This window comes from Bartonella sp. CM120XJJH, from assembly GCF_042194715.1.
Classification (GTDB): domain Bacteria; phylum Pseudomonadota; class Alphaproteobacteria; order Rhizobiales; family Rhizobiaceae; genus Bartonella.
The window spans coordinates 1-13,857 of sequence record NZ_JBHINE010000003.1; the positions used below are offsets into that span (position 1 = coordinate 1).

Consider the following 13,857-nt stretch of genomic DNA (forward strand, 5'->3'; position numbering starts at 1 on the left):
CGCCTAATTTATTAGCCATATCTAATAAACGTTCTGTCCGATCAATACGAATTTTACGTAAGGTTTTGCCAAATGGTATAAGCATGTGATTAAAGCTCCTAATTCATACAATTAAACTGTTTTCGGTAGTTTTTGGCTTTTGTTGGTCTCATCTATAAGAGGCTCGTAATTGAGAACGCTTTTCGGAACAGCTCCTCCATAACCCCATGCTTTTACCTGCGCTTTGGTGCTAAAATCTGCCTTTTTGGGTACGGTGGAATACTGACCACCATCAAATTTTTCACATTCTCTTGTTCCGTCTTCATATTCGTAGAGGTTGTAAAAGTACTCCTCTGCTTCGTCTCCCATGGGGCATAATCAACAGCCGTTGCAATCCACTTTTTTGCATGAGCTGTTTACGTTTTTTTAAAACATCTGGTTTAAGATTTTTTATCTAAATCCATAACTTTACCAATGGGTTTATTTGCCTCAAAATGGACCGTACAGAAGCGTTTTAATGTCAATATGGTTTATTGTAAAATCTTTAAATCGCTCTGTACGGTACTTTTCTGTTAATTCAAACGCATGTCTAATCTCAAAACAATCAGCAAATTTTACCATTTTGCTGTTGTAAGTCGCTTTTGAATTGCTACTGTTATGTTGTTCTTCACCAAGCACATCAAGAGCCTTTGCCATGTCTTTAACAGATGCTTTCAAGGAAAGTAAGTTTTGGACTGTCTGATAAAATTCCGAAAGCTTGTTCCTCTAGTGCTGGTGTCAATTTCACGCCACTGATCAAGATCTATGGACAATCCCTTGTTACGCATTGCACCATTTGATCGGCAATGTTTTGAAGTGGATTCACTAAATCCTGCTTCACTGATAAGGTTACGGATTGTCTCTCCAGTGCCACCAGAATTTTTTGATTTTTTGAAAAGTTTCCATTGTTTCCACCTGCCTGTTTTTCCTTTTCTAATTTCTTGGCGAGCATTCCGATAGGGCTTGTGACGCAATTGTACCAAGTTCTTTGCCAATCTCGTTTGTTTGCATTTTTACTTGGATTTGCTATCCAGTAATTTGTGAACCGTTCGAAATCTAACAGCGCCTCATCATAGGTTAAGCCTTTATCAATTGCGAAGTCGTAATCGGATTCAAAATTCTCAGGCAATCGACAGCTCCGATTAGCTTTCGCTCATTTTGCTTTTTTCAAAATATTTTCTTGCTCATGAATGGGAGGTTGGTTTTCTACACCCGTTGCGATTTGCTCTGGGTGGCTTTCGCAATCACGAACCTCTGTTGGTTTGTCAATCAGTTCGTTTGTTTCTAAATCTTCAAAATCAGTTTCTTTTTTTTTGCTAACACGATAGTATTAGTTTTTTTTATTATAACTGTTATTGTTTATGTTATATATTTATATATAAATATATAACGGCATCATTAAGCATTGCTTTAGCATCGTTTTTATCAGGATTTTCAATGGCGTTAGCATGATGCTTAGCATCGTTAAGCATACCAAAAACATCATTTTTCTGCTTTTCCCATTTTGCCTGTGCTACTTTTTGTGCTCTTTCTGATCACTTCTTTGACCCAGATGTCTTTGATACCTTCTCTAAACTCTCATTAGAGTTGTTAAGTTCTTCTTCAACTTTTAAACTCCATAAACAGCCATCGTCTAAACGTTCAATATGACCTGTGTTTATTAAAACGTCTAACGCTTTCATAAACATTTTTACTGAATAGCCAGTGTAATTAGCCCAGACCTTCGTGTTATTTAAAAGCGGCTTTCCAGTATAAAGCATTTGCAAACGCAACTTTATATAAACATTGCATTCAATGGGAGATAAACAAGCAAGATCAAGAATCCATCTATCTGCACATAGGCCTCGTCCACGGTAATTTACTGGACATGAGTTCCCCTTCTTTCATTAAATATAAAATTGCCAAAGCATCTGCTGCGTTGTCGTCTTTAGGCACATGTCCTTTTGCACACACTGCCTTAATCATTTCTTCTTTTGAGACATTGCTTTTTCTTGTTGTTGCCTTCTTAATTGTGCCAACAGGAATGCCTTCATATGGTATCTGATGATGTTCACACCACGCTGTTAAGGTTGCTAGAAAGCCCGCCATAAACATGCGACGCGTCTATACCTCCATGCTGGCGTACTTCTCAAAATACACGGCATCAATTTCATCAACGGACCTCTTTATCTCCATAAGCCACCGTTTAAAGCGTAAATAACGCATCCCACCGCCTTCAAAACGGCGTGCAAAGAAACCTTTAGACCTTGCAAACGCGTTAGAAAACCCTCTCTTTGTGAAAAAACTGCTTTTAGAAAGCGTCACACAATTAGAGACTTTAAAAAGTGAAGTGAGTACCCTTAAACCAAAAGCAGCTGCTCTTGAAAGCTTACAACGTCACAACGGACTGTTTAGTCTTACAGAAACCGCTAAAATACTCGAGATGCAACCAAAACAGTTCATTCTCTTCTTACAGCAAAAAGGTTGGATTTATAGACGTGCAGCAGGTGGAAATTTGCTTCCTTATCAAGACAAAATCCAAAAGAAACTTATGGATTGTCCAACCATCACACTTCAAACCGCAAGTGGAATAGAAAAGGTCATTCCTTGCGCAAAAATCACAGCAAAAGGCATTGGTGTGCTGTCTCAAGAGCTTAAAAGACAAACCATGCATTAAGAGGAGGCTATTATGATAAAGAAGAAATACGAACTGACTAATGAGACAGCTGATTTTTTCGGAAAAACTCTTTACCGCATTCGCGCCTTACGAGACTTTAGAAATATTAAAAAAGGTGACCTAGGCGGCTTTATAGCAAAAGAAGACAACTTAAGTCATGGGGGCGACTGTTGGGTTTGGCATGATGCCGTGGTTTGTGATAACGCTAAGGTATTTGATAATGCACAGATATTTGAAAAATCGATAATTAGAGATAATGCCAAGGTTTATGATAATACCAAGGTTTGTAGTGATGCTGGTGTTGAATACAATGCGCAAATCTTCGGCAATGCACAAATTTATGACAATGCACATGTTTATGGTCTTGTTTGTGATAATGCTCGTGTTTATGGAAAAGCCGTTATATGTGAAAATGCACACATTTCTGGAGATATTAGAATTCAAGATAAAGTATATGTTATTCGATAATATAGATATTTCTGGTAATTTTGAAATTCGTGGAGAAACTTCAATCATCTCCAAAAGTGAATATTCAACAATCTATCCAAGCTACATAAGCCGTTTCTAACCACACAAATAATTTTTAAACACAAGCGTGATTCACGCCACGGGGAATTGCGCTCAAATAGGAGGAAATAAAGATGAGTGAACTAAGTACCACACAAACGGAATTAGTGGAAAAAACGAACGATTGTGAAATCAAACCTACAGCTATGGAGCTTATTTTAGAAAGAGCTTTAGAAAATGATGTCGATATGGATCGTCTCGAGCATCTTCTTGAATTGCGAGAACAAGAGATAAAACGACAAGAGCGTCAAAACTTTGTCCGTGATCTTTCTGCTATGCAAATGGAATACAAAGATATCGAACAAAACGCCATTAATACACATACTAAAAGCCTCTATACAACGCTTGATAAATATATTGATTCAATCAAAGAACCTCTTGCAAAATATCACTTTGCCTTGTTCTATCGTATCAAAGAGCAGAGTTCAGACAACGTAACCGTAGAAATGACTTTAAAGCATATATCAGGCAATGAAATATCAACACAAGGAACATTTCCTTTTGACGCTACAGGGAGCAAAAACAACATACAAGCGGTTGGTTCTACTCTCACCTACGCACGCAGATATCTCTTAGGCATGCTTCTTAATGTCGCAAGCAAAGAGGATGATACAGATGGTCAAACGCAATCCAAAGAAGGCGATACAAATAATCAAAAAGTCTCCTCTAAACAGATAAAGTAAATCGGAGAATTAATTAAAGAAACAGGGACAAATGAAAGTAGTCTTCTCTATATTGGTTTTGGGGTATTTGGAAAGAAGAAAAAATATTCAAAAAGAAAAAGCTCTACAATCGCTCACACCACAAGAGCAACAAACGGCGGTGTGAGATGAAACAAAGAACAGCAGAATGGTTTCAAGCGCGCTTGGGTAAAGTCACTGCTTCAAACGTTTACAACATACTCAGTAAGACAGCAAAAGGTTTGCCTACCAGCAAATATGAAGACTACAAAATCAAACTCATGACAGAACGCTTAACAAGTGAAATAAGCCAATCTTATACAACAGCGGCTATGCAATGGGGCATTGAACATGAAGAGAATGCCTTAAGAGAATATGAATTCATTTATGACACAGAAGTCACAAGATGCGGTTTTATCCCACACCCAAAAATGAAAATGGCTGGTGCAAGTCCTGATGGGTTCATTGGAGAGGACGGTTTAATCGAAGTCAAATGTCCACAATCAACGACTCATCTTCGTTTTTTTATGTATGACGAAATCAAGCCTGAATATATCGTACAGATGCAATTCCAAATGGCATGCACGGGGCGAAATGGTGTCATTTCATGAGCTACAATCCAAATTTTGTAGGCGAATCTACTAGTTTGAGAATGAAAATCAAACGCGTCAACCGTGATGAGCAATACATTGAAGAGATTAATAAAGCGGTCGAAATCTTTTTAGGGGAAATAGAACAAGAGATGCAAAAGATTTTAGCAAAAGCCGCTTAAACCTATGGGGGTGCTCTCTCCTCCCAGCACCCCCACCCATTTAATTAATATAAAAAAGAGAAAGGTAATGAGATGATATTTGATGATGGCGATAGGTATGTAACGACACGTGAGTGTGCACAGCTTTTTAGTGTATCCACAACAACGATTCGCAATTGGGTGCTTCAGGGGGGGGGGCCGGAGCCATATAAGCTAGGTAGAGCAGTGAGATGGAGAAAAAAAGAGATCTTAGCCTTCACTCCAAAGAAAAATAAGGAGCAAATAAGAACAAATTAGGTAAAATTATATAAACTATAGAAGGTGGTCTAAAAGGTGGTCTGAAGATGGCTATTGGAAGAAAAAAATCTATATATTTCAATGCATTAAAAACAAAAAGTGGTGCCCAGACGCGGATTCGAACCACGGACACGCGGATTTTCAGTCCGCTGCTCTACCAACTGAGCTATCTGGGCATGCTTCATAAAAAATATAAAGCGCTTGCGGTTATAACATTAAAATTTTCTCTGTCCAGTCATCAAAAGAAAAATAATTGATTTTTTAATAAGTTTATCTCCCTATTCTAGAGCGTTATCAATAAATCTTTATCATAAAATAAATTTGATAGGTATATTGGACACTTTAGTGTATTGTTATTAGAATGCTATCTTATCGTGGTGATGATACGAAAAAAAATCAAAAGAATCAATCGAGAAGCATAATTAAGAAAGATTTTTTATAAAGTTTTCGTGAATTTTAAGCATACGAAATAATAGACAACATTTTTGACTTTTTCTAAAAAGATTATTGACTAATCTTTATAAAGGAAGAAAAACATCCAAAAGGGGAGAAATAATGATAATGTTACAAAAACCAAGCAGTCGTCCCAATAATACTAATTTTTCTTCAGGTCCTTGTAGCAAACGGCCTGGTTGGACTCTTGATGTTCTTAAAAATGCATTAGTTGGGCGTTCACATAGATCTAGAGAAGCAGAATTAAAGCTGGCTGAAGTTGTTAATTTAACCCGTGAAATTCTCGAGGTTCCTTCTGATCATCGTATAGGAATTATGCCAGGTTCAGATACTGGTGCTGTTGAGGCTGCTCTATGGTCTCTATTAGGTGAGCGTGGCATTGATATGGCGGCGTGGGAAAGTTTTGGATTTGGGTGGAATAAAGATGTTGTCGAGCAATTAAAGCTTTCTGATGTGCGTCGTTTTGAAGCTCCCTATGGTGAAATACCAGATTTAACACAACTTGACTTTGATCGTGATGTTGTTTTTACATGGAATGGGACAACTTCTGGTGTGCGTATTCCTAATGCGGATTTCATTCCGCATAAGCGGGCTGGATTGACCATTTGTGATGCAACATCTGCAGCTTTTGCGCAATATCTTGATTTTTCAAAATTAGATGTTGTTACTTTTTCATGGCAGAAAGTTTTGGGAGGTGAGGCTGCGCATGGTATGGTGATTTTAAGTCCTCGTGCTGTTGAGAGGCTTGAGAATCATGTTCCAGCTTGGCCTATGCCTCAACTTTTCTATATGACAAAAAATGGAAAATTGAACGAAGATATTTTTAAAGGAAAGATAATCAATACACCTTCTATGCTTTGTGTTGAGGATTTTCTTGATGGGTTGAAGTGGGCAAAATCTCTAGGAGGTGCAGCGGCATTAAGAGCACGGGTTGAGAAAAACTTTTCTATACTTGATGCATTTGTTCGCAAAACACCATGGTTAGAATATTTGGCAAAAGACCCTGAAGTGCGTTCTAACACCGCTATTTGTTTAGATATCGTGGATCCAGTGATTACTGCTTTGGATATGGAAAAGCGAGTATCTTTTATAAAAGCGGTTGTGAAACGTCTTGATGAGGAAGGGGTTGCTTATGATATTGGTTCGTATCGCGATGCTCCTCCTGGGCTTCGAATTTGGGCGGGTATAACAATTGAGGCTTCCGATCTTGAAATTTTAACACAATGGCTTGAGTGGGCGTTCCAAGTTGAAAAAGCACAGCTTTAAATAATTACTTGTGATGTTCACAACGTGTTTTTAAACAAAAAAAGGATACGAGAGATTATGATAATCTTTCGTATTCTTGTATCAGACAAACAGCCTCTAAATATTACATGAATTGTACAAGATTAAGAGGGAGAATGAATGCTCTGTCAGGTGTTGGATACGCATAAATTAAAATCTCTAATTTTTTACTTTTTGTAGCAAAAATGACAGATTTAAAATATTTTGGTATTTGCTTATCTTTATGATCATAAATTTGAAAATTTCATCACTTGAAGATTGAGGAAAATCTGAAATGAGGAGTCGCACTTGCTCTAAGGTTTCGTTATAAAGAAGTGTTTGTTTTTGAATGCTGGTTTTTTTGACCAAACACGACGGAGAAAGTTATGGCCAATGTAGTTGTTGTCGGTACACAATGGGGTGATGAAGGCAAAGGTAAAATTGTAGATTGGTTGTCTGAGCGAGCAGATATCGTGGTGAGATATCAGGGGGGGCACAATGCTGGCCACACATTGGTTGTTGATGGAGTTAGTTATAAATTATCACTTTTACCGTCTGGTTTAGTGCGTGGGAAGTTATCAATTATTGGGAATGGTGTTGTAGTTGATCCTCATCATTTTGTAGAAGAGTTAAAAAAGCTACGTGATCAAGGCGTAAAAATTACACCAGAAATTTTACGTATTGCTGAAAATGCTCCTTTGATTCTTTCTTTGCATCGTGATCTTGATGCAATTCGAGAAAGCGGTTTATCTGGTTTAAAGATTGGTACAACAAAGCGTGGTATTGGACCGGCTTATGAAGATAAGGTGGGACGTCGTGCTATCCGAGTGATGGATTTAGCAGAAAAAGATACACTTATGGCTAAGATTGAGCGGCTTTTGAGGCATCATAATGCTTTGCGTCGTGGGATGGGTGTTGCAGAGATTGATTCTCAAGCGCTTTATGACGAATTGATGCAAGTTGCGGATAAAATTTTGCCTTTTATGGATTGTACGTGGCGTCTTTTAGATGAAGGTTATCGAGGAGGGAAACACATTCTTTTTGAAGGTGCGCAAGGTGCTTTACTCGATAATGATTTTGGAACTTATCCTTACGTAACATCATCGAATACAGTTGCTGGGCAGGCATGTACGGGTTCAGGGATGGGACCTAGTGCAATTCATTATGTTTTGGGTATTGCAAAAGCGTATACCACACGTGTTGGAGAAGGGCCTTTTCCTACAGAGCAGATAAATGATATTGGTGAATTTCTGGGAGTACGTGGGCATGAATTTGGTGTTGTAACGGGCCGAAAGCGTCGATGTGGTTGGTTTGATGCTGTCTTAGTCCGTCAGATGGTAACAATTTGCGGTGTTCAAGGTATAGCATTGACAAAACTTGATGTTTTAGATGGTTTGGATGAAATAAAAATTTGTATTGGTTATGAGCTTGATGGTAAAAGGATTGATTATTTACCTTCTTCCATGGGAGCTCAGGATCGGGTGAAGCCTGTTTATGCAACATTAGAAGGTTGGAAGGAAAAAACAGCCCATGCATTGAGGTGGGAAGATTTACCAATACAGGCTGTTAAATATATACGCTATATTGAAGAACTGGTTAACACAAAAGTGGCTTTATTATCCACAAGTCCAGAGCGTGAAGATACTATTCTTATTACGGATCCCTTTGTTAATTGATTATTATTTTTAGATTTCTATATATGTTCTTTGTTCGTTTTTGTATCTTTTTACAAAAAAAGTTTTTAGGAGCACGTGAGAGAAAGGTGCGAAATAGCATTGTTTATTTTTCATATTCATTTTACATTATTGCGATAGTTGTACCGATATTAAATGGCAGTCAATTTAGAAGGCTAAAATAAAGTTTTTTGGCTTTATTGTTATTTTTTTCTCAGTTTAAGAGAGATTATAAAGGAAATGGTAGATTTCGTTGGAATCTTAAAAAAGACAATTAATGCACAAAATAATGTTACACCACAAGTGCGTAAGCGGATTTATAAACGGGCTACCGAGACACTAGAACATCAATTTGTAACAGCAAAAATACCACAAGCAATAGCGGATGAACAAAGAAAGATTCTTCAAAGCTCTATTGCAACTGTTGAAGGGGAATATTTAGCAGTTGAAAAGAAATTGCTTTCTTCAGTTATTGGGTGGAATCCCACAAATATAAATGAAGATAAAAAATATACGAAAAAAACTATATTACCAAAGAATAATGAATTTTCAGAGGTAGACATCAAAAGAAAGCAGGATTTTGTTACACGTTCAAAGGATAGCAAGGTATTTGATGAGCTTGGTGTATCAGATATACCAGATGCAGAGCTTGTTAATATAGAGGCTGATGTGCCTTCTCAGCATGTTAGTAGCTGTGCGTTAAAGATTTCTTCGTCGCAAGAAGATAATCCGCATATTGTTTCGCATATTTTTTCTCAGGCTTTACGTCGTGCTAATAAATCATTGGTGCAAAGGCGTATTGTGATAAGTGCTGTTTCTGTTGTTAGTTTTGCTGTTTTAACTGTTGGTGTTTTTTTTATTGGTGAGCGTGTATTTGTATCAAATGATCATCAGGTGTTAGGAGAAAATCTTCAAGTTTCTCATGCAGTACCAAAGGCACTTTCAGTTAAGAGAAAGTTAACACAACGTTTATTAGAGGATGGGAGTGAAATTGATGTCGGTTTAAAACAAGCGACAGATTCTTCGGAAGAAGAAGGAGTCTCAACAGTTGTTTCCAGCAATTTGCAATCGCTTGATAAATTAGGTGAAGCTGTTTTTTATCAAGCACGTACAAATTATGATGCAGAAAAGATAGCAACCGGAAGTGTTCGCTGGACGCTTATAAAGGAGTCTTATGTGAAGGGGGCTCCAGAAGAAACAGCCATACAAGGTGATATAACAATTCCCGATGAAGGGGTATCATTACGGTTAATTTTACGTCGCAATACCGATCGGTCATTTCCTGCTGCATATATTATGGACCTTATTTTTATTCTTTCTGATAAATTTTCAGGTAAAGCTATAAGCAATGTTCAAGCATTAACCTTTAAAGCAAGTGAACAATCCATTGGACAGGCTTTAACAAGAACCATTGCTGCAAAGATTAACGATGATTTTTTTCTTGTCGCATTGAGTAGTAGTCATCCATTTCTTGATCGAAATTTACAATTGATACGAGAATTAGATTGGATGCGTTTGGTGTTAACGGATAAAAACGGGCGTATAAGTGAATTAACCTTTGCAAAAGGACCAACAGGTAAGTCTATTTTTAATGAAGTTATTGGGCAATGGCTGGCACGACAAGATAAGTTAACAGTTCTTGGTCAAAAGAATGAAACATAGATGCAAAAAATAAATGGCTGTGGAGAATTTTCTACGGCCGTTTTTATCAATTACATACCAGATCCATTCATTAAAGCTTCACATATCGATAACTCAAAGAATTCGATAAGCTAATTTACAGGTATAAAGCCAAGATATGCTTTTTCTCATTTTCACATTTAAAGAATGTGCAAACCATTGGCTTTATACTTAACTCTAAGGTTTTACACTTGATTTTGAAATAAAGTAGAATCTTTGATAGAGTTTTGCACTTTTTCAAATGCACGCATTTCAATTTGTCTTACTCTTTCTCGACTAATATTAAATTCACCAGAGAGTTCTTCTAGGGTTAGTGGTACATCTTTTAAACGACGCGCTTTGAATATACGTTTTTCGCGTTCATTAAGATTGTCCATAGCATTTATGAGCATGGAACGTCGATTTTCTAATTCACTTTTTTCAATTAAAATTTGTTCTTGATCGTTAGATTCATCCACCAGCCAATCTTGTAACTCGCTGTTTTCACCTTCTTTTGTCCGAATCGGTGCGTTGAGTGAAGTGTCACCACCAAGTCTACGATTCATTGATACAACTTCATCTTCTGTGACATTCAACTGGGTTGCAATTTCTTTCACTTGTTCTGCATTGAGATCGCCACTATCAAGTGCTTGAAGTTTACTTTTTAATTTACGAAGATTGAAAAATAAGCGCTTTTGATTGGCTGTTGTCCCCATTTTAACCAAACTCCAAGACCGCAATACATATTCTTGGATTGACGCTTTAATCCACCATATTGCATAAGTTGCAAGACGAAAACCCCGTTCTGGTTCGAAACGTTTAACAGCTTGCATGAGTCCAACATTGCCTTCCGAAATGACTTCCCCAATGGGAAGCCCGTAGCCCCGATATCCCATCGCGATTTTAGCTACGAGACGCAAATGGCTAGTTACTAGCCTATGCGCAGCTTTTAGATCATTATGCTCACGGTAACGTTGAGCGAGCATATATTCTTCTTTTGGCTCAAGCATCGGAAAACGACGCACCTCTTCCAGGTAACGGTTCAAACCACCATCACCTGTCATTACTGATAACAAATTCATATGGGCCATATAGCACCCTCCTTTTGTCTGAATTCCCTGATAAGGCAAATTCTATGTTTTAGATAGTAATATCCATGTACATTCACTTTAGCATATTTTTTAATTTTGTTCAAAAAAAGATATTTTATTCTTGAAATCTTGAGAAGGAGAAAAGTTTCAATTCATTTTTTTAAAAAGCTTAATAAGTTTAGCCATATCTTGAGGCAGTGGTGCGGAAAATGACATAACTTTACCGGTAGAAGGATGTTCAAAAGTAAGACTTGCAGCATGGAGTGCCTGTCGGTTGAATTGATCGATTGCATTTCTAATAGTGGGGTTAAATGTGTTTGATTTTGTTTTAAAAGCGTTTCCATAAACTGTATCGCCTATGAGTGGATGCCCAATATGAGCCATATGAACACGGATTTGATGGGTGCGTCCAGTTTCCAAGCGACATTCCAGAAGGCTAGCAAAAGATGTTGAATCTGCATGAGAGTCATATTTTTCTAGCAAAGAAAAATGTGTAACAGCATGACGAGCATAAGGGTTTTGGTTATGGATAACAGCTTGCTTGGTTCGGTTATGGGGCGAACGGCCAAGTGATGCATCAATTGTCCAAACATTGCGGTGAGGTGTCCCCCAAATCAAGGCATGGTAGCGTCGGTCTAATGCACAGGTACGTCCATGATCAGAAAATTGAGCACTGAGGCTTTTATGAGCCAAATCATTTTTTGCAACAACCATAACACCACTTGTATTTTTGTCGAGACGATGGACAATGCCAGGGCGTTTAACACCACCTATACCAGATAAACTATTACCACAGTGGTAAATAAGGGCATTGACCAACGTACCGGTCCAATTGCCATTGCCAGGATGAACAACAAGACCAGCTGGTTTGTTAATAACAATGATATGATCATCTTCAAAAAGAATGTCCAATGCAATAGCTTCAGCACTAGGTTCTGCATCACGAAGGTCAGGCATTGCCAATTCAATTATTTGGTTAGGTTTTAATTTTGTTTTTGGTTCCTTTATGAATTGACTATCAATTTTAAGATAGCCTTCACGGATGAGGGTTTGCAAACGCGAACGTGATAACACATTATGATATTGTTTTGCGAGCCACTGATCAAGACGTTGCCCAAGAGCACCTTCATCCGTTATTTTCTGTATTACCATACGATTCCTATTAAGTTTTTAATAAGATTTTACCAGTACGAAATTGCTTTACTATCGAGAAATTCTTTAATTCCCCAATGTCCTCCTTCACGGGCGCGCCCAGAAAACTTTACACCTCCAAAGTAGCTTCCACAGGGTAACCCACGTCCATTAACTTCTACCATACCAGAGCGTACTTGTGCCGCAATACGACGACATTTGTTGCGATCTTGCGATTGAATATAGTTTGTAAGACCATACTCAGTGTCATTCGCTAAAGCGACGGCTTCTTCTTCTGTGCTAAAAGAAAGAATCGAGAGAACTGGACCAAAGATTTCTTCTTTAAAAATACGCATATGAGGTTTTACATCAGCAAAGACTGTTGGACGGACATAATAACCGCGTTCCATTCCTTTTGGTAAACCAGTCCCGCCTGCAACAAGAGTTGCACCTTCATCAATTCCCGATTGGATAAGATCTTGAATTTTGTCATATTGTTTTTTTGAAACGACGGGTCCAATATGATTTCCTTCTTGGCAGTTTGGTCCTACTTTTGTTGTTTCTGCAATATCTTTGGCTATTTGTACGGCTTTGTCATAGATGCTCTGTTCCACAAGCATACGAGTTGGTGCATTACAACTTTGTCCACTATTATAAAAGCAATGTCGCACGCCACGTTGAATAGCATCTGTGTCTGCATCAGCAAAGATAATATTCGCTCCTTTTCCCCCAAGTTCCAGACAGACTCTTTTTAAAGTAGCGCTAGCATTTTTAGAAATATCTTTTCCTGCTCTAGTTGAACCAGTAAAGCTAATCATTTCTAGATCTGGATGTGCTGAGAGGTAAGAGCCGACAGTTGCACCATCACCATTGATTAAATTAAAAACACCGGCAGGGAGCGCGGCTTCATCTAAAAATTCAGCAAAAAGCATAGCAGAAAGAGGCGCAATTTCAGAGGGCTTTAACACCATGGTACAGCCAGCCAAGAGAGCAGGGATAACTTTAAGAGTTACTTGATTCATAGGCCAATTCCATGGCGTAATTAATCCTACCACGCCGATAGGATCGTAGTGAAGGATTGCTTGCTCATTTCCCTTTATTAAAGTTTCTTGGAATGAAAATTCTTTATAAGCTTCGATAAAATTGCGAATATGGGAACTGCCGGTTGCAGTTTGGGCATTAAGCGCCATATCAATCGGTGCTCCCATTTCCATTGAAATGGTTTTTGCCATGTCTTTAGAACGTTTTTCGTAGATCTCTAGAATTTTTTCAACAAATCCAAGACGCTCACTTGGTGACGTTGTTTTCCATTTTTGAAATGCTTCTTTAGCCGCGTTAATCGCTTTATCGGCATCTTTTGTACTTCCAAGGCTAATGACAGCACAAGCCTCTTCTGTTGATGGATTAATAACGTCAAAATCGTGAGGAGTGCTTGGGTTATCCCATAGACCATTGATATAAAATTTCCGTTTATTAAACATAATTCATTCCCTTTTTTCTATTTGTGTTTGTTTAATTATGATTATCTTAGTCTAAGCCGTTTTAAACGAGGATAACAAGGGTAATCTTATAAAAATGCGAGAAATTAGATTGTATCATGATAATTGAGCATGGAGAA

At 37.9% G+C, this 13,857-nt stretch carries 9 protein-coding genes, 1 tRNA gene and 6 pseudogenes; 8 read left to right on the plus strand and 8 right to left on the minus strand.

From position 1 onward, the window contains the following. Positions 1 to 111 precede the first annotated feature (111 nt). From ACFIKU_RS01835 to ACFIKU_RS01850, 4 genes and pseudogenes are all read right to left on the minus strand, one after another. A pseudogene (locus tag ACFIKU_RS01835) lies at positions 112 to 388 on the minus strand (hypothetical protein). Between the two features lie 80 nt (positions 389 to 468). Next, entirely contained in the window at positions 469 to 675 is a 207-nt protein-coding gene (locus ACFIKU_RS01840) for a hypothetical protein (protein WP_375656506.1), read from the minus strand. A 106-nt stretch (positions 676 to 781) separates the two neighbouring features. After that, positions 782 to 1,147, minus strand: coding sequence for a hypothetical protein (locus tag ACFIKU_RS01845; protein WP_375656507.1), 366 nt, complete (start codon positions 1,145 to 1,147; stop codon positions 782 to 784). A 698-nt stretch (positions 1,148 to 1,845) separates the two neighbouring features. Continuing rightward, a pseudogene (locus ACFIKU_RS01850) lies at positions 1,846 to 2,322 on the minus strand (hypothetical protein). Between the two features lie 34 nt (positions 2,323 to 2,356). On the opposite strand from ACFIKU_RS01850, the pseudogene ACFIKU_RS01855 reads away from it, so the two are divergent. The 5 genes and pseudogenes from ACFIKU_RS01855 to ACFIKU_RS01875 all read left to right on the plus strand — a co-directional run. Further along, positions 2,357 to 2,674, plus strand: a pseudogene (locus ACFIKU_RS01855) (phage antirepressor KilAC domain-containing protein); the annotation flags it as partial. A gap of 15 nt (positions 2,675 to 2,689) precedes the next feature. Then, positions 2,690 to 3,242, plus strand: a pseudogene (locus ACFIKU_RS01860) (hypothetical protein). Between the two features lie 73 nt (positions 3,243 to 3,315). Continuing rightward, positions 3,316 to 4,069, plus strand: a pseudogene (locus ACFIKU_RS01865) (ERF family protein). Position 4,070: 1 nt separating this feature from the next. Next, a pseudogene (locus ACFIKU_RS01870) lies at positions 4,071 to 4,693 on the plus strand (lambda exonuclease family protein). Positions 4,694 to 4,765: 72 nt separating this feature from the next. Further along, positions 4,766 to 4,969 carry a helix-turn-helix transcriptional regulator gene (locus tag ACFIKU_RS01875; RefSeq protein ID WP_375656508.1) on the plus strand — a complete coding sequence of 68 codons (204 nt, stop codon included), beginning with the start codon at positions 4,766 to 4,768 and terminating at the stop codon, positions 4,967 to 4,969. 100 nt (positions 4,970 to 5,069) lie between these two features. Here ACFIKU_RS01875 and ACFIKU_RS01880 read toward each other — a convergent pair. Beyond that, positions 5,070 to 5,145 (minus strand) — tRNA-Phe (locus ACFIKU_RS01880). Positions 5,146 to 5,524: 379 nt separating this feature from the next. On the opposite strand from ACFIKU_RS01880, the gene ACFIKU_RS01885 reads away from it, so the two are divergent. From ACFIKU_RS01885 to ACFIKU_RS01895, 3 genes are all read left to right on the plus strand, one after another. Beyond that, entirely contained in the window at positions 5,525 to 6,688 is a 1,164-nt protein-coding gene (locus ACFIKU_RS01885; protein WP_375656509.1) for a phosphoserine transaminase, read from the plus strand. 383 nt (positions 6,689 to 7,071) lie between these two features. Then, positions 7,072 to 8,361 carry an adenylosuccinate synthase gene (locus ACFIKU_RS01890; RefSeq protein ID WP_375656510.1) on the plus strand — a complete coding sequence of 430 codons (1,290 nt, stop codon included), beginning with the start codon at positions 7,072 to 7,074 and terminating at the stop codon, positions 8,359 to 8,361. Between the two features lie 237 nt (positions 8,362 to 8,598). Next, positions 8,599 to 10,020 (plus strand): hypothetical protein, encoded by a 1,422-nt coding sequence (locus tag ACFIKU_RS01895; RefSeq protein ID WP_375656511.1) that lies wholly within the window; start codon positions 8,599 to 8,601, stop codon positions 10,018 to 10,020. 203 nt (positions 10,021 to 10,223) lie between these two features. On the opposite strand, the gene rpoH is transcribed toward ACFIKU_RS01895, so the two are convergent. The 3 genes from rpoH to ACFIKU_RS01910 all read right to left on the minus strand — a co-directional run bounded on the left by rpoH (position 10,224) and on the right by ACFIKU_RS01910 (position 13,720). Next, a complete protein-coding gene (gene rpoH / locus ACFIKU_RS01900; RefSeq protein WP_273724190.1) occupies positions 10,224 to 11,108 on the minus strand; it encodes an RNA polymerase sigma factor RpoH in 885 nt (294 codons plus the stop codon). A 147-nt stretch (positions 11,109 to 11,255) separates the two neighbouring features. Next, positions 11,256 to 12,260: an RluA family pseudouridine synthase gene (locus ACFIKU_RS01905; protein WP_375641900.1), complete on the minus strand. Its 1,005-nt coding sequence runs from the start codon at positions 12,258 to 12,260 to the stop codon at positions 11,256 to 11,258. A gap of 29 nt (positions 12,261 to 12,289) precedes the next feature. Further along, entirely contained in the window at positions 12,290 to 13,720 is a 1,431-nt protein-coding gene (locus ACFIKU_RS01910; RefSeq protein ID WP_375641901.1) for an aldehyde dehydrogenase family protein, read from the minus strand. Positions 13,721 to 13,857 lie beyond the last annotated feature (137 nt).

What these genes read in the sequence shown, in the direction of transcription:
- ACFIKU_RS01840 (WP_375656506.1), bottom strand. Translation starts at nt 675, where the DNA reads ATGGCAAAGGCTCTTGATGTGCTTGGTGAAGAACAACATAACAGTAGC.
- ACFIKU_RS01875 (WP_375656508.1), top strand. Translation starts at nt 4,766, where the DNA reads ATGATATTTGATGATGGCGATAGGTATGTAACGACACGTGAGTGTGCA.
- ACFIKU_RS01885 (WP_375656509.1), top strand. Translation starts at nt 5,525, where the DNA reads ATGATAATGTTACAAAAACCAAGCAGTCGTCCCAATAATACTAATTTT.
- ACFIKU_RS01890 (WP_375656510.1), top strand. Translation starts at nt 7,072, where the DNA reads ATGGCCAATGTAGTTGTTGTCGGTACACAATGGGGTGATGAAGGCAAA.
- ACFIKU_RS01895 (WP_375656511.1), top strand. Translation starts at nt 8,599, where the DNA reads ATGGTAGATTTCGTTGGAATCTTAAAAAAGACAATTAATGCACAAAAT.
- rpoH (WP_273724190.1), bottom strand. Translation starts at nt 11,108, where the DNA reads ATGGCCCATATGAATTTGTTATCAGTAATGACAGGTGATGGTGGTTTG.
- ACFIKU_RS01905 (WP_375641900.1), bottom strand. Translation starts at nt 12,260, where the DNA reads ATGGTAATACAGAAAATAACGGATGAAGGTGCTCTTGGGCAACGTCTT.
- ACFIKU_RS01910 (WP_375641901.1), bottom strand. Translation starts at nt 13,720, where the DNA reads ATGTTTAATAAACGGAAATTTTATATCAATGGTCTATGGGATAACCCA.